This is a genomic window from Candidatus Igneacidithiobacillus taiwanensis (genome assembly GCF_031962545.1).
GTDB lineage: Bacteria > Pseudomonadota > Gammaproteobacteria > Acidithiobacillales > Acidithiobacillaceae > Igneacidithiobacillus > Igneacidithiobacillus taiwanensis.
The window spans coordinates 1-19868 of sequence record NZ_JAVRKK010000035.1 but is presented as its reverse complement, the minus strand read 5'-3'; the positions used below and the strand labels follow the sequence as shown (position 1 = coordinate 19868).

Genomic DNA, 19868 nt, shown 5'->3' with positions numbered 1-19868 from the left:
ACAACGCCGAACGGCCACACCATCGACTCGGACAGAAACCACCGCTATCCTTCCTCCTCCAACATCTACCACAGTGCCAAAGGTGGTGGACGCATACACGCTCTTGACAACCCCTGCGCCATCTTCTAGGATCTTATCATCCGCTTCTGGCCTAGCGCGAAAGGGCGTCCCTTCCAGGGATCTCGTGATGGGTGCGTCACGTTGCAGAAGCGGAATCTCTTTTCTGTAATATCTCTCCTCAGTGAGCATTGCGGTTTTGACCGCGTAAAAGTCTGCCCCGCCTTTTCCAGAGTCCGTATCTGGCTGTAACTTGATAATGGCTGTCTTGTTCGGCCTTCCACTTCCAGGGTCCCGAACAATAAGCACCAAAGCGCCCCCGCCGTGCTTGCCTCTATAAATGGTATTGAATCCCGCACACACCGATTGGACGAAAGAGGGCACATCTTCGTATCCCGCGTGGCGAATCTGGTCCCCATGCCGCTCCTCGATGTGCCGCAGGTCGCTTTCCAAAAGCCGGATCGGCCCTGCCTGGCGGCGGATGGCCTTCGCCGTCTCATCCGGCAGATAGCCAAAATCAAACCCGCCACCAGGACACTCGACGAACATGCGTTACCCAACCAGGGCCGCCGCATCCCCGTTGGGATTGATGACCGCCGACTGGTACTCCCGGACGCCCACACCCAGGGCAGAGGCCACTTCCGCATCCGGCAACTGCTCCACGACCACCACCTCCTGCCCACGGCGGGACAGATAGGCCAGAGCCTTGCGAACCACCGACAAATCGTCCGTGTCGCTGCGCAGGAAAATCAGGTCGGGGCTTTCCTCCCGCAGGAATTTGTCGATGGCCAGTTGAAAGCCGCCATCTCCATTCGGATCGTTCACAGCTACCGGACATTCCGGCGTAGCTCCGATCCGCAGGTTATAGGCGGCGGCCATCCCCAACACCGGAGTTTCCTCGACAAAGACACTCAGAATCTTGCGGATTACCGATTGCATGACGCTCATCGCTGTTCCTCCTCACAAAGTAACCATCGGGAAACTCTGTCTACGCGCAATTCCAGGCGCACCAGGCGCCCACAAAAGTCGTCACTCTCCGGTTCTGGCGGATGACCTTTACCCAATTCCTGGCGGACAGCAGAAAGGAGGGATCGCGCGGTGCGCAACCAGCCCACCGCCTCTGCAACCTCCCATTGCTGCTCCTTATCGAGTTGCGGCAGGACTTCAGGCAGAGAACACCAGCAGCCCCGGAAGAAAAGCGGCAGATTCCTGGCAAGGATTCGGGAGAGCTTGCCTTGCGCGCGATGCAAGTAGTCCTCGACATCGTTCAACGTCAGGGCAAGCTCAGAGTCCTGGCAATACATGAGCGGTCCCCCATAAACCTATTTCTGGGGTATAGACCGCACGGACTAACGCTAGAGGGGGATGCCCAGGGAAGCCCCGGCGATCTGTTTGCCCATTTCCTTTTTGAGCGCGAGGCTCGTGGGCTCAAAGCCCAACGCTCCGGCACGCACCAGAAGCCGGTCTACCCGGCGCTGGGCAAGGAAGCGCTGCGTCGATCCGACCGGCAACCCAGCCGGATCGGGAAACTCCCGAAGTTGCGTCAGGATCGCCTCGATTTTTGCCCTCCGGGCAGCGTGTGCTTCATGTGAGAGGGCTTCCTCGGCCCACTCGACCATCTCGTCCGTCACGCTCATCGGGCCATCTCCTTTTGCTTGCCCGGCTCGGGAGCGCGGCGGGCCACCTCTGGGGCCCTGTAGGGCTCCAAGGCTTTCGCCCCCACACCAAAGCGTTCCTGGATGAGCCGGGCCTCACGGGAGTTTGCGCCGATGGCGGCGAGCGGTTCGTTCATCCGCACCTGGCGGGGCCGGTCGTGGATGGGCTCCAGAGTCACCTTGCCATCCATGTCCTGCCCCCGAACATACAACTGCGCCTGTAGCGCCGCATCCCGATGTTCCGATGGTTCCGAGCGCGACAACGCGACCAGGATGGCCTTGCCGTCGGCAAATTCGGCTTCCGCCTGCATCCCACCCAACTCGCCAGGCTGAAACAGCAAGGGGGCCTTCTCGTACTCCCCCGTTTCTTGATTCCGGCGCTGCAAAGTGCCCACCAGTTCGCCATCCTTTTCGTGGAGCGACAGATTGTGCCAAACCCCGTCCCGGTCCTTGGCCCCCATCTCCAGGGCCGGGTACTTCTGCGGCACCTCACTGGAGAGCCCCAGGGCTTTCATGCGCCCGGACAGGCCCTCAGCCACCTCCAGGAAATACTTTTCCCGCGTGCTGTCGGCCAGTTGGTTGAGCACCTTCTTATCGGTCATGCCCGCATCCCGCATCGGTTGCTGGATGGCCTTAACCCGTTCCGTAGCTTTGGCGTTGTGCTCAGGATTCGCCGTGATTTCCTGGCCATCCGCTCCCTTCAGGGTTGCCACATGGTTCGCATAGGCCTTGCCGTCCCGCTCCACCGGCTTGGCAAAGCCGCCGATGGTGACCTCCCTGCCCGCGTGCTCGGGGATCGCCGGGTCCAGCTTGGCCAGCAATCGCTGGGCAAATTCCGAATCCAGATCGGCAGACAAGATGGTCTTATCCCCACGGCCATCCTCCAGGGTTACCCGCAATTTGTTTCGGGTTTCGCCATTGGGATGCGTCTGCGCGACCGCCACGTCCACCAGTTTCCCGGTGAGCTTTTCCTCATAGCGGACACCGCGTGCTTTCAGGACTTCCCGCGCTACCTGCTTGCTTTCTGGGGACGCACCATGCTTCCAGGCCTCTTCGCCGATCTGCTTTCTGGCCTCATTCAGAGCCATCCGCGTATCGGCATCACCCACCTGCACAAACCCATCCACAATGTTGTTTCGTTCCATCATCCGCGTTGCCATGACACTCTCCTTTCCACTCTCCAACGGAAAATCACCGATCCATTCCCTTGGCCTGCTCCCGCGTTTTTTCCGGAGCCCGATAGGCTCCAACGCCTGTGGCAAGCTCCTGGCGCTGCATGACCCTGGCATCCACGCCAAGCCGTTCGGCCACCCACTTCGCCTCCGGGCTGTTCACTCCATCGGCCCGCAGCTTGCCCGGCACATCGTTGAGCCGTTTCCAGGTAAACGACTGCCACTCCGGAACGGAAAAGCAAAGAACATCGGCCTCGACGCCCCCATTTCCAGGGGACAGACGCACCGCAAAAGTGCGGCCATCCGACAGTTCCATCCGGGCAGCCAGTTTCGGGACATCGGGAATCTTCGCGGAAATGAACGGCTGCAAAACGGCCTCAGCCGTTTCACCGCCCGCAATCTCCAGCTTCGCCAATACCTCTCCGTCTTTCTCCCGGAGCGAAAGAGCATAGCGTGTCCCGTCCCGCCCCCGAATGGTCGCCACGGGCGCAGGATCATGGACCAGGCTTGGAACGGGCTGCTCCGTGGGCCTGTACGGCGCAGGCATTGGCGTTGGCTCTGGCGCCTTTTCCGGCTCGCGGACGGCCTCGATCTCCTTGGGCTCCACGTCCAGAGGAATCTTCGCCGTCTCCATGGCCTTAGCCACGTCACCGGAAGGTTCCAGCGCCTGGATCGCCTTGCAATACGACTGGAAACGCGCGTCTTTCAGCCATACCGTTTGCTCGGTTTCCGGGTTTTTCAGGTGGCGGAGCGTAATCGCTCCCTTTTTGTGCGTGCCGACCTCCGTGTAGCCCTCGGCTACCTTGGCCTCAATCCACTTCTGGCCGTCCAGCGTCTCTGCGCTCTTTTCGGAAAGCCGGACGCTGATTCCAGTCAATGCGTCAAAAGCCTGCCGAACCGCCTTGCGGGGGGCCTCTTCGGCACGGCTTCGCGCCGTAGCCTCACGTTCCTGGCGGAGCGTCTCAACCCGCTCCGGCCCGGCCCAGGTCTCCAACTGGGCTACCCGCTCTTTTTGCGTCTTGCCGAGCTTCACCCCGGTCAAACGGGAAAAGGCTTCCTCAGAGCCAGGGTTCTGGCTATTGTGCCCAATAAGGGGCAACAAGACCTTGAGGTCCTTGTCCTGCACCGCCCCTACCAGCTTGTCTACCATAGGGCTGTCGGGACCAGCCTCGATCCCATGTTTCCAGTAGACCGCCTGGACAATCTCGCGCGGCTCCTGAAGCGCGCTAGACTGCAACAGTTCCTTGCCGTGCTCACGCAGCTTTTCCCGAAATTCTTCGCGCAACGCTTTACCAAAATCCTGAAGTCGATCGGTAACCCGCCGCGACTGCTTGCGCGCGTTTTTGACGACCGGCAATTCCGCGATGTACGTTGTCGACAGGGCCTCCGACAAACGCAAATCCGGGTCCGAAGCACCCCGATTCTCTCCATCGCGGATGATCCCCAAAACCGCATCCACCCCCTTGTTGAAATCCCGTGCCATTTCCGAAAACCCACGGAAATCTGCGGGCGCCAGCCTGGAAGCACGCTCGCGGGTTTCGGCTATGAGCTTATCCGCACGCTCAGGCATCTGGTCATAAAACGCCTTGTACTCCTGGATAGCCCTTTCCTCGGGGGAAAGGCGCTCTGGCGCGTTCCGGTCAAAGCCGTAGGCTTGCTCGATGTTTATGCTGCGGAACGTACCGCCCCGGCCATAGACGCGGGCCTCGCTGCCCTTGTCTGGGCCAGTCTCTGCGCGCAAGTGATAGCGCATGTCACCGGTATTGGTATCCAGCGCGGCAATGACCCGCCCAGAGAACGGTTCGCCGTGCAATGGGTCTTTGTCGTGTGGCTCGAAGCGCACAAGGTCGCCCACCTGGGGACTCTCCATGCGACGAGCCCCCGCTTCCATCTGGGAAGCAATGAGCGCCAAAGATGCCGGGGTCAGACCAGCAGCTTCCGAATAGCTGGGCATATTCGCGCGGATGGCTTCGGCCCATTCTCTGGCCACCACGGGGTTCCGCTGGGCAAACCGGGTGGTGAAGTCCTCCGCGTTGGCTACCGGGTCGCCCAATCCGGCGTAGTCCTGGTGCTCCGCCTGGCGAACCCGGCTGCGCTCTTCCAGGTGCGCCACGATCTCGGGGTCGATCTCCCGCACAGGGGACACCTGCAAAAACCCCTTGTCGTCTACCGACAAAACCACATCCTTTCCGCGCAGGGCCTTCCAGTTCTCCAGGCTCCGCTCGGCAGGACCAGCCGCGCTGGCGTAGATATGCTTACCGGATGGGTCCAGAACCTCGACCTGATTCGTGTCGTAGACCTCCATCAGCGTGCCGCGCAGTACCTGCTCCTCGGGCGTCCGCTTCGGCGCGTTCAGATGGCGCACCTCGTCCATCAGGGCGAGCGGACGGGCAGGAACATCGTGCGTCGTGGCAAAAGCCCGACCCGGCGTGTTCGCGTCCTCCAAAGTGGTCACCAGACCGTCGTTGCTCACGGACAGCACCACTTCCGCGCGGCGCTCGATGGCCTCGCGGGCAAACTGCACCACGGGGTCATCCAGTTCGCCGATGCGGAATCCCGTCTCCACCCAGACCGGGCCGTATTCCTGGGTGCCGATGTAGTAGGCGGACTGCGAGATGTTCAGTAGTGCCCCGCGCACCTGCTGGACGGGGATGCTGCGCGTGACCTCCATACGCAATCCGTCGGCGCTCACCTCCTGTTCGTCGTGGGGCTCCAGGTCTTTCCGGTGCGTCAGAATCAGACGGACGGCATCCCCTTCCCGAACCGGCTGCGGGCCGGGTTCCTCCATCGAGCGGCCCTCCTGAGCCAGAGGCGTCATTACTTCGTGGTACTCCGTCAGACCATGGTCGAATACTTCCTTCTGCCGGGGCGTCGGGTTGTCACCCAGACTCTCCAGTTCCTCCCGCAAGGTGCGGGCGTCGTCACCCTGCACATACACCTCGGCCACCGGACGGCCATTCTCCAGCCGGGACAAGGTGAGATTGCCTATACGGTCCTCAGTGATAAGGTGCTGATTCGACTCGAACAGCAACCCAGGGACGTACTCCTGCTCTGGGGCCGGTGCATCCCGCTCTGGAGCCTCGACCTGCAATTCCGGTGTGCGCTCGATGAGATAGTCGCTGATGCCCTGGGCGTCCTTGATGGTTTGCATCAGAATCTGCTTGCGGTCCTTCTCCGGTAGTGCCTTGAGCCAGCCCGCCAGATAGGCCGCGCTGTTGCCCATTTCGCGGCCCTCCTCGACACCTTGGGCCTCCGGGTCAAAACCAATACCCAGACTGGCCGCCGTCATGGCCGCCGACATCTCCGCGCGCAGTTCCTCCAGGGCATACTTCTCCGAACCAAAGGGGTTGCCCAACTCGCGGTTCAGGCGGCTCTCGTGGCCGGTGGCATGGGAAAGCTCATGCAAAAACGTGGTGTCGTGGCCGGTCGCCGTGTGGAAGCTATCGACCGGCGGCAGGTTCACCGTGTCCGTCAAAGACCGATAAAAAGCCTGGCCACCGCCGCGTATGACCTCCACTCCCATTGCCTCGGCCAGCTTTTCGATGCGCGGGTCCGGCTTGCCCTCGATTTCAGGCTTCGGGGCACGCTCCAGGGGAGGAATGCCGTCGATTTGCGAGGCGTGAAACACTGGGTAGTGCCGGATGGAGACAGCTTGCACTGGAGCATCGGGGTCGCGACCCTCGGCTATCCGATTCTGACGCTCCTCTTCCGTGGGCTTGCGTTCGTAGGGGGTGTACTTCTCGATGAACGCCAGAGCGTGCTCGCCCTTGCGCACCTGCCAGCCTTGTTCCTGGGCTTGCCTGTAGGTACACCAGCGGTTGTCTGTCGGGTCCGGCGAGAACGCAAACAGATACTCGGAATTGACACCGCGATAGGGCTTGCCAGTAACGGCGTTGGTAGGCGGTTGGATAGCTCCGGCTTCCCAGGGTTTTTGCCAGTGCGCCTCGCCTTTCTCCATCATTGCGATAAGGCGATCCGCCAACTCCAGGCGATGATCTCTGTTTTCTTCCGGGGTGCGTTTTTTTCGGGTGGGCATCGGTCAGTCTCCAGCAGCAATCTCCACTGCGGGGGTATAGACCGGGGTCTTGGGGTATAGCTTTTACAACATCACCGCTCTTCCTCGACCAGAATGAGCACCCATCGGCACATGGGACAGGACGGATCGACTGTTACAACTCTGGGCCCCGCCTGCTTTTCTTGGGAGCCTCTTGTCGCTTTTGCACCTCGGCACCCAATCCTTCCCGAACATCCAGGAGCAATCCCTTGATGGTTTTGGCCAGGTAACCCTGATAGCCCGCGTCACTAAAAACCTGTCCGTGCCTGGATTGCGGGAGAAACCGCGCCATTTGTGTGCGGAACGCATCGCTCCCGGAAATCGTTGGCATGGCAGCGACCGCCCAATCCAGATAAGTGGAAAATTCCTGCAATCCGTAATCCCCGATTTTTTTCTTGACCAGTTCTACATCTAGCTTTGCTCCCTGACCAACCAACCAGGGGATGTCCCAAACATCCCTGTGCCGGATTCGCGCTGGGGTATACTCCATGCCACCGTCTGTGCGCCGGGAAATGGACATGGGAAGCGCAATCAGCTTATCCGCCAGAATTTCATCCATGGACTCAACGGCGACCAAGGGCTGACGCCTGCCAATCAATACCGGGTAATTGATCCTCAGTGGGAGAATATCTCTGGTGTGGGCAGGCACGTTGGCGATTTCCAGCTTGATTTTTTGACGTGGCAGATCTGCGCGTCCAGGACTGGTCTGAATGGAGACGAGCCACTTGTCCACATGAACAACACCAAGACTCTCTTTTTTGGGCTCGCGCACGGTCACATCGAGCCCAAAACGCTTGCCAATCCTGGATTCCACGCAATCCTTTATCTCCCTCACATTGCCAGCAGAAAAACTCTTCCCGCCAGCAAAGTCGAGGTCTTCGCTAAACCGCTGTGATCCATAGCAAAGGCGTAACGACGTACCACCCTGAAAAACCAGATTCTTCAATAACCCAGCTTCATCGAGAGCTCCGAAGATTTCATAGTGTAGCAGTTCCTTTTCGACTACAGGCCTTACAAAATCTAGATCATTTCCCTGCATCGCCCTGTCCACATACCGGGAGAAATCTTCGCTATTCATCTTCCGCCTCGTCCATGTCCATCATGTCCACGTTCCGGCCCACCCTGCGCAAATCCTGAATGGCAGCTTGTTTTTTGGCAATGCGCAAAGGGCGTCCCTCAACAGCCAGCGTCCTGTCCAGCAAGTCCGGGATACTGCGCCGAGTGTGCGTGAACTCGATGACTCCAAATGGCGTCTGGTGCGTACCCTTCGCTCCCGTGGTCATGACCGTCAAGCGATCCATCGGAATCTGCGAGATCACTCCATACTCGGAAAGAATGCTCTCCAGAGAGACATAATTAAATTCCCCTGGGCGCAAGGCCTGCGCAACATGCTCAATCATCCACCCGCGATGCCTCGTGGCCGCAGGACCAAACACATATACCCCACGCGCAGCACGGACCAGAAGGCCGTCTTTGCACATGCGCTGCAAGCCCTTCTCCATGGCCTTCTCGTCATCCTCCGGAAACAACTTCTCCAATTCCCTCCGGGAATAGACAAAAATCCCCTTCCTCTCCAGAGGAGACAGTCGATAGAGCAGGTCCATCCGTTTCATGTAATCACTTACCATACCAATATGTAGGGTTTCTATCTACATAGTATAGCGCACGCGAGGGATCGGATAGTCATGATCGAGTCGCATCTCCGTGACCAACGGACAGGACTTCCTCATGAGCCATGTGGCTCCTGGCAGGTCTGGCCGGTCCGGACGATCAAGGCCCGTGCCTTGGGGAAACAGCACCACTCTACCGCCGCCTTGTAGCATCCGAATGAGAGTGCGCATCCCCATGGGGCTGCGCTGATCGAGCGGGACCATCGTGTGCCCGCCCGCGAGCCTGCCGTACCACTTCAAGATGCGGCAATAGACGGGATGCCGGGCATAATCGGGGTCGACGGCGAAAAGATAACCGTTATGGTCGCCGATCTGCCGCAGGTGCCAGGCGACCACGAAACCGTCCCAGAGAGAGGCGTGCGGACGAACGAGAATCAGATGGCCGGGCATGACGCCGCTCCCAATGGCAAACCGAACGCCAGGGTATAGACCAACAGGATGAACCGAAAATCAGAAGCCCAAACTGGAAACAACCCGCGCCCAAAAAGGCTTGTGGCGCTGGCTCAAGAACTGTGCCTCCCAGACCAGACGGGCCAGAAAAGACGAGCGACAGGGGCACACCTCGATTCCATTGAGCGCCGCCAGCACATCAAAGGACAAATCCGTCATGACATAGGCATAGTAGGCCATGGCCACACCAACCACCGCAGTCAAAGCCAGGAGATGACCGTCCGCAAAAAAGTGGTGATAGGCCCATCCGAAGGCCGGGATCAGGCCGCGCGCGTAGCGCCAGAATGAATAGGGAAGGGGCACCGAACCGCAAAGGGTTCTCCACTGGCCTAACAGAACCATCTCTCCGTGCAAATCCTCGCGGATAACCATGCTAGCGGAGCGGCTTTCCTTGGCGACTTTGCCCACCAAAAACAAAAACCCGAACAGCAGCACGCTCACGGCCAACAGTACGAACAATAGCCAGGATGCGGCCATCTCAGGGTATGGACTCTCCGGAAACAAGGCCTCTGCCCAAAATACCAAGGCAGCAGCAGCGGACAATAGGGCAATGAGCATCCCGATCCATCCAGCCAGATAGGCCTTTCGTCGCGACCCCCAACGACCCAACACCCACTGCTCGGCAACCTTACGGGCATTGACCAGATACCGCCAGCATGGATCAGCAGCGGCGTCCTCCCACCCTTTCTGTTTCGGCCAAGGCCAGATCATGCCAACTCCATTCAGCGCCGCCGATAGAAGCAGGGTAACACCAACGGCCAGAGCGACCCACACCCCAGCCTTGCCAGACTCAACGCAAATAGCCAACACCACAAGCAGCAGCAGCCACATCCGTTCGCCCCTCCCGGAAGCTGATAGACTCACCGGTCTGGGTATAGACCGACGCCGGTGGAGATGGGCCATGGGCACCTACCACCCCTGCCAGGGTCTGTTTCTCCTTTATCTTGCGTTCCAATCTCAATGTCGTCTGCGCCCCATCGATGGCGTGACGATACGCGAGCTGACCGGGGCGTCGGGGGCCTGTCATCTAATCGCCAGCGCAATGCCGTTTGCGCATGGACGCGCGGCGGTATGCTGTTTATGTTGTAGTAGTATCATATTACATACTACTGCTGAGCTCGCGTTACCACGAACCGAGGAAGTTTGGTGTTAGCAACCGACTATTTATTTGCTGAGGTCACAGCCAGAACACCACGACCTTTTGTGGCTTGTCCCCTTTCCTGCGGATGCGCTGCTCGATGTGCCCCGTGATCTCTCCACCGGCGTCCAGCTTTTGCAGTACGGCATCACGGTTGCCGTCTTTACGATAAAGCCAACCTATTGGCGTCTTCGGGTAGCCATCAAGCCATATTCCCACAGCATCCCGATCATAGGGATTGCCTGTATCCCGAGCAATTCGAACTTGGTTATCCGAAGTGATGCCGGACAGTCCAGAGACTTCAGGGAATTCCTGATTAAACGCAAGATTTGAAATTCTTCGCATAGTTATCAGATGTTCAAAGTGATAGGTGCGCCGATTGTTTCTCAGATATTCCATAGTATTTGCGCAACCTGCGACAAATGGCTTCTGCTTCTTTCTGCGTTGAACAGACTAGATGCGTGAACACCGAATCACCGAAGGCCATGCGCACGAGAAACCGATGATCGTCTCCCTCGATCCAGTACACTTCACTCGGGATGACGTGACTTTGGTACATGGCAGTTACCAGCTATAACTTGCTGCGCCCGCAACGGTCGTGTTGGCGGCTTCGCCGTTACTGCCGACCGTTATCATGGCCGCCCAATGGGTGTTGAAGCGGTGTTGGTAGGCGAAAGCAAAACTCGCCTGGCCGTTGTACTCGGCGGTTCCGCCCGCGATGGTGTTGCGATGTTTGCCCGCTGCGGCCTCGGCTGAGGCTGCGGCCAGCGACGCATCAACCGAACCCACCTTGTCGGCTTCGGCGTTGGCATAGGACTTGAGACCCCGCAAGCCCGCCTCGAACTGCCCCAGGTTCACGGCGTCGTGTGGTTCCGTACCCGCAGCTACGTTGGTAATCTGCCGGTAGGTGTGGGTAGCTGCATCCCCGACACTGACAGAGTCGGGCCGGTTGGCTACCGATCCCTGACCCAGGGCCACCGAGTTGCTTCCATTGGCCGTCGCATTTTCACCCAGGGCGGTACTGTTCGGGGCCAAGGCTTGGGCGTGATCGCCTAGCGCCGTCGTCGAGTATCCATGAGCTACCGCATGGGGACCGATGGCCGTAGCCGCTTGCCCGCTGGCGCTGCTGCCAGCGCCGTAGGCCGTGGCGTCCTGCCCACTGGACTGAGCGTCCGTTCCCTGAGCCATGGCGTCCCGCCCGGATACCGAGCTTCCCCGGCCACAAACGATATCCCCGGAGCCGTTGCCCAGGCGGTGACAGGTGAGGGTGAACAGGCCATTGCTGTGCGCGTTGGCAGCTTGCAGGGCTTGCCCCGCATCCTGGGCAGCTACCCCGGAGGCATACCCTTCGGCGGCGGCCTGCGCCTGATTTGCTTCGGCCTGCGCCTGCCCTTCCGCACTGTAAAGCTGACCACCATTGACCGCCTGTGTGCTGCCGGGACGGACGGCACCAGCGCCCACGTTGGAAATGGTCACCGGCCCGGTCGTCGCCGTTCCCGCACTCGCCGTATCGGTAGGCGTCGTGCTGGTGGCTCCGCTGGACGTAGTGTAGTGCAATACCCCCTGGCTCGCCTGGGTCACCTGGAGATTGTCGATGGCCTGATTGGTAACGTAGAGCTCGCTGCCGTTCACGGCTTGCGTGCTGGTCGCCGAAATCTGCCCCGCCGCCACATTGGTGATGAGGCGGGTCGTGCCTTGGGATGCGGAGCCGACGCTAACCTCTCCCGATGGCGTGGAGCCTGCCACGGCGTAGCTTTGTCCGCGAATCGTTACCGTGCTGCCCTGCCCGGTCTGTTTGGTGTTGGCCGTGGCCCCGGAGCCGAGAGCGACAGAATCAGGTTGTCCAGCCTGTGCTCCAGCACCCAGGGCTTCGGCATCGGTAGCCGTGGCCTTGGCGTTATATCCGTAGGCTTCGGAATTGGTGCCCGTGGCTTCGGCCCCGGAACCCACGGCGGTGGATGGATCGAGTGCAACTTGAGGATTGCCCGCCGTGGCTTGGTTGCCGATGGCGATGCTCCCGCCGCCCGACGACAAGGATTGACTTCCGACCGCGATATTGTTGTTGCCGGTGGTGACTGTACCGCCACCGACAGCCGTATTGCCTGACCCAGAATAGATGTTGCCGCCAATGGCGGTATCGTCGGATACGGGCGTTGCCGCGTTATTGGTTGGCGAGGCCGATCCCGCCTGTGCGCTGGAACCGAGCGCCGTCCCGTAGCCATTGGATGCACTCTGGTATCCAATGGATGTAGCGGGTTGATAATCGCTGGAATTGTTCTGATAAACAACGGCACCGTTTCCCAATGCCGTAGCCGAATCGTTGTTGCTGCTATTGGTTCCCCCCGAAGAAGTTGTCCCGGTAGGTGTTCCGGTAGCCAAAGTTCCATCGTTGCCCAATGTCTGGTAATCGTCGGGCAAGCGCCCGTTGATGTTGATATTATGGCTGCCATTGGCCGATGTTCCGCCGCCAATTGCCACATCGCTATTACCAATGGCGGAAGCCCCGCTACCCACGGCCACGTTGCCGTTTGGGATAACCGCGACAATGGCAAAAGCCGGACTGCAAAAGCCGGATACCAAGGCAGCTACTACGGCCCGTTTGAGCACATTTTTCATCCGTCTATCGAGGCGACGTTGCCACCGCCCCGCCTCAATCAGAAGGACAGGCCGTAGCCGATGGTGAACTGCCCAGTGTTCAGGTGCAGGTCATCGACCGAGGAAAGCGGCAGGTGCCGGTACTGGTAGCCCGCGTTCATGGTGCCGGGACCAATCCGAAAATCCATGCCGCCGCCGCCCTCATAGGTCAGGCCACCGATGGTGGACAACCCGGTGACGTGGGTGGCGAAATCCCGGCCAAAGCCGCCGTCCGCGTAGAGGCCCACCGCAGGGGTGATGGCGTAGGTGTAGCGCACATGGACGCCCGCAAAGGCGGCATCGAGACTGCCACCGGGGACGTTCAGGGCGTCGTAGCCCATGCGCAGGGATGGCGTGACATGGCCCAGACCATCGAGGGAGAGGCGATAGCCGATGCCTGCATGACCGCCGAAGAAATCCGAACGGTTTTCGCCGCCCGCACCCTCGAACCGGGCGGACGCCACCCAGAGGCCGAAGTCCTGGCGGGCTTTCAGATAACCGCCCGGCAGGGTCATGCCAAGGCCGTGACCGGTGCTGATACCCACGTTATCGAAACCAACACCAACCGTAGCGGCATTTGCTACCGAAACGGCTCCCATGCCCAAGACGAGGGCCAAAACGATCTGTCGCATACATACCTCCTTGTCAGAACGACAATCGGGTATAGACCGCGAGGGTCCGGGGTAGGATAGCGCTGGCTAGATCGACAACCCCCGCCGAGGCCTGCCGATCTTCACAGGGTGCTGTCTCTCCACGGGCTCACTTCGGGATAGCCATTTCTGTACTTCCGACTCTCGAAAACGGACCATGCGCGGACTCCCCGGGATGATCACTCTGGGCGGCAAGCGATGGCTGGGCCACTGGCGAATCACGCTGTAGCTCACCCGCAGCACCTCAGCTAATTCCTTCATGGTCAGCAACCTGTCCATCACTCTGCTCCATCACCAAACAGATCCAGGGACACCAGTCGAGAGGAATGACTGCGGTTCCAGGCCGCAAGCCTTGGATTCAGCCAAACACGTTCAACCCGGTCCATTCCCTCCCAGTTCCCGCGCTCATTGGACTGGTTGGCCTTACAGAGCAAGGGAAAATCCCGCCACTCCCAGCCATCACGCTCCAGCAGGTCGGCGTACAGTTCGCTGGGGTAGCCGCTGATCGCCACATACCCCTGCGCATCCTTGAGCACGCCCAGCAACCGCTCATGATCATCCACGCTCAATTCGTGCTCGTAGCCCCCATAGGAGCGCTTTTCTGCAACGTAGGGAGGATCGCAGTACAGGATGGAATCCGGCCCATCAAAACGCTCGATGACACTCACCGCGTCGTCGCTCTCGATATAGGCATGGCGCAGACGATCCCGGACCCGGAGCAATTCGTTGTCCACCACCAGGGACATGCTGCGCGCGCGGTTGTCTACACGCGCAAAGGCCCAGGAAGGAGTACGCCCCGTAGACTGCCCGGCAAACGTGCTGCGGGCCAGGTAGAAGAACCTGGCGGCCCGCTCCAGCGGCGTTGCATCATCCAAAGCCCGGTTGCGCAAGTCGTAGAAGAGCGCCCGGCTATACGGGATATTCTGTAAATACCGGACCAGACTCTCTCCATCATCGCGCAATACTTGAAAGAAATTGATGATCTCGCTGTTCTTGTCGTTGATGACTTCCGCACCCCGAGGCCTTCTGGAGAAAAAGACCGCACCGGCTCCAAAAAATGGCTCCACATAGGTGGTCGTCGGGGACGATGGCGGAAGCAGGGCATTGATTTCCCTTGCCAGCCTGCGCTTGCCCCCAAGCCAGGGGAAAGGCGGCTCTACCATGCCGGTACGGTCGGTCACGAAAGGGGTCGCCGTTGCTGCCTTCATGACACCACCTCAATTGCGGCTTGCAGCTTCTTCCTCGCCACCCGAGTCTGGTCTGGACGCCCCACATACGGGCCAAAAATCCGGCTCTCCTGGGATGCTGCGGCCAGCAGTTCCAAAGCCGCTCCACTTTTCGACCAGTTCATAAGCTCCTGCAAGGATTGCAGAAGCACGGCACAGCTTTCTTTTTCTTTTGCAGGCTGAACATCCTCTTGGCTCCACTGTGCGGACGTGGGGCCGTCACCGACGTCTCCAACCTCGTGGTCCAGGCTCTCCATGAAACGGAGTGCGTTGATCTCTTGCCCGATCTCGGCCTTTTTTAGGTCGTCGGCCTTCATGACGGCACGAATCAGGCGATCACGGCCACCACGGAAGTCCCCTTCCAATCCAGACAGACGCTCCACTTCGGTATCCCTGCGCAAATACAGCCTGGCCCAAGCCGCAGGTGCCGGATTGGGGATCAGCGCGAAATTATGTCTTGCCGTCAGGTGCATCAGATATTCCGTGCTCAGAGCTTCGGCATACTCCGTTACGGCATCGTGGGGCTTCCCTGGCATGACACGGCGAATGAAAGGGAAGAACTGCATCCTGCATTGATGCATAGCCAGGGCAAGGGCCTCATTCCAGTAAGCTGTCTGCCGGGGCCGTAATTGGATACCCGCATTGACGTAGCGGGTGAGCCGGACGGCTGCCTGCAATTCCCGCCCACGCCACTGCTCCACACACGAAAGATCACCCGCAAGAAAGGCGGTCAAATCCAATAGTCCTGCGTAATTCATAATCATTCTCCAGCGCTTTTCCCCAGATATGGGGCAATGGCCGATGCCACGATCTCCCGCAAATCACGGTCTCCCCGAAGAAATACTTCTACCTGAGCGTTTGCCGGAAAAAATTGAAAACCCATGCCAATACTATCCAGGCGGTCTCTCTGCCGATGACGGCGGCGGGCTGCTGGGGAATCCCGGAAACAGGCGAACCAGAGCATGGATTCAAAGATCACCTCCCTGGCTTCCACGGTCCCGGCAGCACGCCACAACTGCATATCGAAAGGCTTCCAGATGGGTGCGTCGTAGTCGAGATTATCGGGTATACCCAGTTTTACACGCCCATGCTCGTCCATCTCCCGATAAAACGTGGGATCTATGCGAAACTCGATCCGTGCCCCCGACCAGTCCAGATTTTCCTGACAGTATTCCCGCATATCCGTCAGCAACTCCCGCAGGAGGGCATAAGGCAGAGGACTCTGCGCGGGAAAATTCTGGTCAAAGAAGTTCCTCGCTCCTTCGTAGGCGCTGGCGCCCATGCGTTCAGTCAGCATCCTTCCCTTCCTCCTCGTCTGGTACGGCATTGACGGCACGGGCAGCCTGTTCCAGCAAGTTTTTTGCGCCGCGTGTCAGTGCGTCGTCGCACAACTCAGAATCCGAAATATCAAAAGCGGCATATTCACGATTCATGGCTCCCCCTTTTTCGATAGCTTCCCCAGTCGAACATAACCACTCGCCCTCCATTTTCCCGGAGCCGGTCAAAGGCCCGTTCCCCGATGTACTGCTCAACCTCACGCAACGTGAGATTGCTGATGACGATCATTGGTCGCAGAGCCAGGTATCTGGCGTTGATAAGCTCAAAGAGCGTCGTCTTTTCCGCATCGGTACCAAGCTGTGCGCCCACTTCGTCGATGACGGTCAGGTCCGCCAAGGCAAAATCACGGATCACCTCGCGCTCCGTTTTTGGGGAATCCTTGCGGTAGGTTTCGCGAACCGCGCGGACGGCATCCATCGCGGTGGTGAATACCGCCGTGTACCCTTGCGCGATTATGGCGTGGGCTATTCCGATCGCCAGATGTGTTTTACCCGTGCCTGGGCGGCCACAAAACACCATGCTCCGCCCGGTACCAATGGCGTCGGCAAACTGCTCAGCAAACCCCGTTGAAACCCGCAATGCACGACGTTGCCCTTCCGTCTCCGCGACAAAGTTCCCCAGCTTTCGGTTGGCAAACCGGGCCGGAATGGCTGCGCTTTGCATCACCCGCAGTCGGGCGGCTTCTCGCCTCGCTCGCTCCTGTTCTCGCACCTGCTTTTGCCCGAACTCCTCGATGCACACAGGGCACCCGGTCCAGATGTCCTTCCCGGGGAATCGGGTTTTACGCGATTCGTAGGGCCCGTGCTCCGGGCACTCGACTGACCGCACTTCGGCAAGCAGAGGGTTGATCGGTTGGATTCTTTCGGGTTGGCTCATGGCTAGAAACTCCCATCCGGGTTGACACCGACGGTGTAGTCACGCTCCGCGAAACCGCTGTGCGGCGAGAGCTTGGCGCGACCGTTTTGCTTGGTTTCGCGCTTGGCCCCCGAGAAAGCGCGGTATCGTTGCCAGCTTTCGAGAAACGCTTTCTCCCAGCCAGCCTGCGTCCTGGATTCGCCGGGGCGATCTCGCCAAAACCCCAGAAAATCCGCCAGCGCAGGGCCGTATTCATCGCTGTCCTCGAAGATTCCAACGTGCCTGGCCATCGGCCAAAAGGTCGGTGAAGGGTGCCAAGTGGCACTGATCGGGAACGCCTCAACGCGCTCGCGCGCCTTCCTAGGTAAGGTAAGGTTATTCTGACTCTTGACTCCTGACTCCTGACTAAGGTTTTTTCTGGGTTTTGTTTTTGGAACCTGCTGGGTTTCGTTTTCAAAACCTGCTGGGTTCCGCCTGGGTTCTGTTTCGGAAACCCGCTGGGTTTCACTTTCAAAACCTGCTGGGTTTTTCCCAGGTTCTTTTTCTTGGCTGGTATCAGAACCAGCCGGGTTCTTCTTCGGGCGACCGCCTTTTGCCCCATTCATCCGGCTGACGGAACCAAGCTGGTGCATTTCTTCGATCTCGCGAGACACTCTCCCATGGAGGTATCCCTCGTCGGTGCGGGTGAAGAATGCGCCAAGAACGGACCGGATTGCGGCCTGCTCTGGCTTTGTCATGGCGCGAGCCAGGCGATAGATGGCCTCAAGATCTGAAGGAAGTAAGCCCCCCGACAGGTAGCACTGGTCGATGAGCAGACGATAGGCGCCATGCTCCAGGAGCGTTAGATGGGACGTGTCGCGTTGGTAGTCCTGGATGAAGAATTTGTACCAAAACATCTTGGCGTTGGCGGCTGTCATTGTAGTGACTCCGGGGCTGGATAGTGTGGAGGTTCAGAGTCGCCGAAAACATATATAAGATATTGAATCTTCTGATTGACTTCCGACGGTACGGGGCAATGTTCAGAACAGGAAGCAAGCGAGCGGATTGCAGCGCGGGCATCTCCGGCGTTACGCCTTATGAGAGCGTGTTCCCATATTTCCAAAGCAGATTTCGAGAAAGGAGGCAGGCCGAATATCTCCCGCATAGCCTGTAGCTCGGGGACAACAACCGACCAATATTCGTCATCACTCATGTGCTTGACTCTCTTTGGCCCAGTGAATAGGTGCCAGCAGTGACCAAGCGAGCCAAAGACTTGATCCGGGTGACCCCGTTGCTGGTATAGAAACTCATGGTTCTTGACCCCCGTGCCGAAGTCTCTGACACTGGCGATTTGGTCGGTCACTGACGCTTGAGGCCATACTCCTTCGCACGATGGCCGTTGACGTTCTTCCCTGCTCGCGTTCGCTCGGAAGATCCGTCAACGGAAGCGCGTTGAGCGCGGCCTGACGGAGTGGGGAATTCGCGTGGTTCACGATGTGGTGGGTCATGCGGCCCCCCTGCCTGGGTCGTCGTCAATGGGCCCAAAGATGTCTGGGCGCAGCTCGGCGCGGGTCACGGCGCCATTAGTGGCGGATTCGATGCGGACAGCGGATTGAGGTGAAATCACTCCCCCGCGTGTCCATGCATGGACAGCCTGAGGGGAAACGCCAACGCGGCGAGCCAGTTCGCTCTGGCTACCGACCGCCTCAATGGCTACCTGAATAGGAAGAATCTTGCTCATGACTACATTCAAGCAGAGCTTTAACAAGCAGTCAAGTGGCGCTAGGTGTCTGGCGTCGGGCTTTCAAGCGATAATTGAAAGCATGAAAGATGACTCGCCAAGAACGGTGGATGTAGGAAAGCGGTTGGATTGGTTTATCCGGGCAGCCGGGATGAACTACGTCCAGTTTGCGAACGAGGTGGCAAAGCGGGAGGGCCCAGACTCAAAAGTGAGCCCGCAAACAGTCACACACTGGCGGAAGACTGGGAAAATAAGCCGAGAACGCCTGCCTGTAATCTGCGAGGTCTTGGGCATCACCGCAGACGTCCTTTTAGGGATGGCCACCCCAGCCATCACCGCCCGCGTTCTTGAACCCCTGGCGCTGTCTACAGGGGAGGGCAGCAACTCCGTGTCCGACGCCGGACTTCTGCCTCGTAGCGTGCTAGACGATCTGCCTGCGGATATAGCGCCCCATGTCCGCGCTCTGATTGAGCAGATCGTTGCAAAGTCCAAGGCGCGTAAGCTGTCCGAGGGCGACTTGGCATTGCTGATCAGTACCGTTACCCAACTGTCCGGGAGGAAGCATGATTAGGACCGGCGAGATCGTTCCCGGAACAGAGACGCCAGCAGGGGAAGGGATAACAGCGCCGTTCTACTGTGTGGCGGCCGTGGACGGCGAGCGGGTCCGAGTGGTTGGCAAACGGATTCCATTGGAAGACGTTGAGAGAGAGTGCATTTGCGCAGTGGTGATGGAGTCCTGGGGGATCATGGTCCCAGAGCCACTTATCCTGCGTGACCCCGCGGATGCGCTTTGCTTCGGTAGCCTGCATGCCGGTTACCCGAACCTGAAGAAGCAGTTAGCCATCGCCGACGGGCTGACACCAGAACAAAAGGATATCCTAATAACTGTTGCTTCCCACATTATCTGCGCCTGGGAGGACGCGCCCAGAGCCCTTGTCGCGGACGAGATCACCGAAAACGGCGACCGGAATCTTGGGAATTTCCTGTGGGGCGGTGGCCAGGACCACTACTACATTGACCACGAGCGAGCATTGGGAGGCGCGCCATTTGAGCGCAACCTCATGGTCGAGTACGCCATCAGAAGCGGTAGGCAGGAAGAGATAAAGCGGTCGTCCGTCGAGTTTGCCAGGTCCGTAGAGGTCGAACAGATACCTGCATAAGTTCACAAACCTTTGGCACTTCTTTGGCGAGGGAGGAGTGCCATGCAGGTTCAACATGTCGGGTACCGGATCCGGGGGTTTTACCGGGT

The 19868-nt window shown here is 59.2% G+C and carries 24 protein-coding genes; 2 read left to right on the top strand and 22 right to left on the bottom strand.

Annotated features, from left to right (window positions below; translation table 11 throughout):
* The 22 genes from RTI30_RS06830 to RTI30_RS06730 all read right to left on the bottom strand — a co-directional run.
* A partial coding sequence (locus tag RTI30_RS06830) for a hypothetical protein (RefSeq protein ID WP_312283529.1) occupies positions 1 to 606 on the bottom strand: 606 nt, incomplete at its 3' end.
* Between the two features lie 3 nt (positions 607 to 609).
* On the bottom strand, positions 610 to 1005 hold the full coding sequence (locus RTI30_RS06825; RefSeq protein ID WP_312283528.1) for a hypothetical protein: 396 nt from the start codon (positions 1003 to 1005) through the stop codon (positions 610 to 612).
* A complete protein-coding gene (locus RTI30_RS06820; protein WP_312283527.1) occupies positions 1002 to 1361 on the bottom strand; it encodes a hypothetical protein in 360 nt (119 codons plus the stop codon). The genes RTI30_RS06825 and RTI30_RS06820 overlap by 4 nt, the downstream gene beginning before the upstream one ends.
* A 51-nt stretch (positions 1362 to 1412) precedes the next feature.
* Positions 1413 to 1694 carry a hypothetical protein gene (locus RTI30_RS06815; RefSeq protein ID WP_312283526.1) on the bottom strand — a complete coding sequence of 94 codons (282 nt, stop codon included), beginning with the start codon at positions 1692 to 1694 and terminating at the stop codon, positions 1413 to 1415.
* Entirely contained in the window at positions 1691 to 2872 is a 1182-nt protein-coding gene (locus RTI30_RS06810; RefSeq protein WP_312283525.1) for a hypothetical protein, read from the bottom strand. Before RTI30_RS06810 ends, RTI30_RS06815 begins: the two co-directional genes overlap by 4 nt.
* Positions 2873 to 2903: 31 nt before the next feature.
* Entirely contained in the window at positions 2904 to 6920 is a 4017-nt protein-coding gene (locus RTI30_RS06805; RefSeq protein ID WP_312283524.1) for a zincin-like metallopeptidase domain-containing protein, read from the bottom strand.
* Between the two features lie 133 nt (positions 6921 to 7053).
* Positions 7054 to 8016, bottom strand: a complete 963-nt coding sequence (locus RTI30_RS06800; protein ID WP_312283523.1) for a nucleotidyl transferase AbiEii/AbiGii toxin family protein — start codon at positions 8014 to 8016, stop codon at positions 7054 to 7056.
* Positions 8009 to 8551: a type IV toxin-antitoxin system AbiEi family antitoxin gene (gene abiEi / locus RTI30_RS06795; RefSeq protein ID WP_312283522.1), complete on the bottom strand. Its 543-nt coding sequence runs from the start codon at positions 8549 to 8551 to the stop codon at positions 8009 to 8011. Before abiEi ends, RTI30_RS06800 begins: the two co-directional genes overlap by 8 nt.
* 36 nt (positions 8552 to 8587) lie before the next feature.
* On the bottom strand, positions 8588 to 8998 hold the full coding sequence (locus tag RTI30_RS06790) for a 1-acyl-sn-glycerol-3-phosphate acyltransferase (protein ID WP_312283521.1): 411 nt from the start codon (positions 8996 to 8998) through the stop codon (positions 8588 to 8590).
* 60 nt (positions 8999 to 9058) lie between these two features.
* Positions 9059 to 9889 carry a hypothetical protein gene (locus RTI30_RS06785; protein ID WP_312283520.1) on the bottom strand — a complete coding sequence of 277 codons (831 nt, stop codon included), beginning with the start codon at positions 9887 to 9889 and terminating at the stop codon, positions 9059 to 9061.
* Entirely contained in the window at positions 9849 to 10085 is a 237-nt protein-coding gene (locus tag RTI30_RS06780) for a hypothetical protein (RefSeq protein ID WP_312283519.1), read from the bottom strand. Before RTI30_RS06780 ends, RTI30_RS06785 begins: the two co-directional genes overlap by 41 nt.
* 150 nt (positions 10086 to 10235) lie before the next feature.
* Positions 10236 to 10595, bottom strand: coding sequence for a hypothetical protein (locus RTI30_RS06775; RefSeq protein WP_226856530.1), 360 nt, complete (start codon positions 10593 to 10595; stop codon positions 10236 to 10238).
* Positions 10596 to 10760: 165 nt separating this feature from the next.
* Positions 10761 to 12812, bottom strand: a complete 2052-nt coding sequence (locus RTI30_RS06770) for a hypothetical protein (protein ID WP_312283518.1) — start codon at positions 12810 to 12812, stop codon at positions 10761 to 10763.
* 38 nt (positions 12813 to 12850) lie between these two features.
* The gene (locus RTI30_RS06765) at positions 12851 to 13462 is read right to left on the bottom strand and encodes an outer membrane beta-barrel protein (RefSeq protein WP_312283517.1); all 612 of its coding nucleotides are present in this window, start codon (positions 13460 to 13462) and stop codon (positions 12851 to 12853) included.
* A gap of 66 nt (positions 13463 to 13528) precedes the next feature.
* Positions 13529 to 13741, bottom strand: coding sequence for a helix-turn-helix domain-containing protein (locus tag RTI30_RS14285; RefSeq protein WP_226856541.1), 213 nt, complete (start codon positions 13739 to 13741; stop codon positions 13529 to 13531).
* 17 nt (positions 13742 to 13758) lie between these two features.
* On the bottom strand, positions 13759 to 14688 hold the full coding sequence (locus RTI30_RS06760) for a DNA adenine methylase (RefSeq protein WP_312283516.1): 930 nt from the start codon (positions 14686 to 14688) through the stop codon (positions 13759 to 13761).
* Complete coding sequence (locus RTI30_RS06755; protein WP_312283515.1) at positions 14685 to 15464, bottom strand: hypothetical protein; 780 nt, start codon at positions 15462 to 15464, stop codon at positions 14685 to 14687. Before RTI30_RS06755 ends, RTI30_RS06760 begins: the two co-directional genes overlap by 4 nt.
* Before the next feature lie 2 nt (positions 15465 to 15466).
* On the bottom strand, positions 15467 to 16003 hold the full coding sequence (locus RTI30_RS06750; RefSeq protein WP_312283514.1) for a hypothetical protein: 537 nt from the start codon (positions 16001 to 16003) through the stop codon (positions 15467 to 15469).
* Positions 15993 to 16139 (bottom strand): hypothetical protein, encoded by a 147-nt coding sequence (locus RTI30_RS06745; protein ID WP_215865575.1) that lies wholly within the window; start codon positions 16137 to 16139, stop codon positions 15993 to 15995. Before RTI30_RS06745 ends, RTI30_RS06750 begins: the two co-directional genes overlap by 11 nt.
* Positions 16129 to 16920, bottom strand: a complete 792-nt coding sequence (locus RTI30_RS06740) for an ATP-binding protein (protein WP_312283513.1) — start codon at positions 16918 to 16920, stop codon at positions 16129 to 16131. Before RTI30_RS06740 ends, RTI30_RS06745 begins: the two co-directional genes overlap by 11 nt.
* Before the next feature lie 2 nt (positions 16921 to 16922).
* Positions 16923 to 17816, bottom strand: a complete 894-nt coding sequence (locus RTI30_RS06735; protein ID WP_312283512.1) for a YdaU family protein — start codon at positions 17814 to 17816, stop codon at positions 16923 to 16925.
* A gap of 566 nt (positions 17817 to 18382) precedes the next feature.
* The gene (locus RTI30_RS06730) at positions 18383 to 18619 is read right to left on the bottom strand and encodes a Cro/CI family transcriptional regulator (RefSeq protein ID WP_312283511.1); all 237 of its coding nucleotides are present in this window, start codon (positions 18617 to 18619) and stop codon (positions 18383 to 18385) included.
* Positions 18620 to 18905: 286 nt separating this feature from the next.
* On the opposite strand from RTI30_RS06730, the gene RTI30_RS06725 reads away from it, so the two are divergent.
* The gene (locus tag RTI30_RS06725) at positions 18906 to 19190 is read left to right on the top strand and encodes a hypothetical protein (RefSeq protein ID WP_312283510.1); all 285 of its coding nucleotides are present in this window, start codon (positions 18906 to 18908) and stop codon (positions 19188 to 19190) included.
* Positions 19183 to 19779, top strand: a complete 597-nt coding sequence (locus tag RTI30_RS06720; protein WP_312283509.1) for a HipA family kinase — start codon at positions 19183 to 19185, stop codon at positions 19777 to 19779. Before RTI30_RS06725 ends, RTI30_RS06720 begins: the two co-directional genes overlap by 8 nt.
* Positions 19780 to 19868 lie beyond the last annotated feature (89 nt).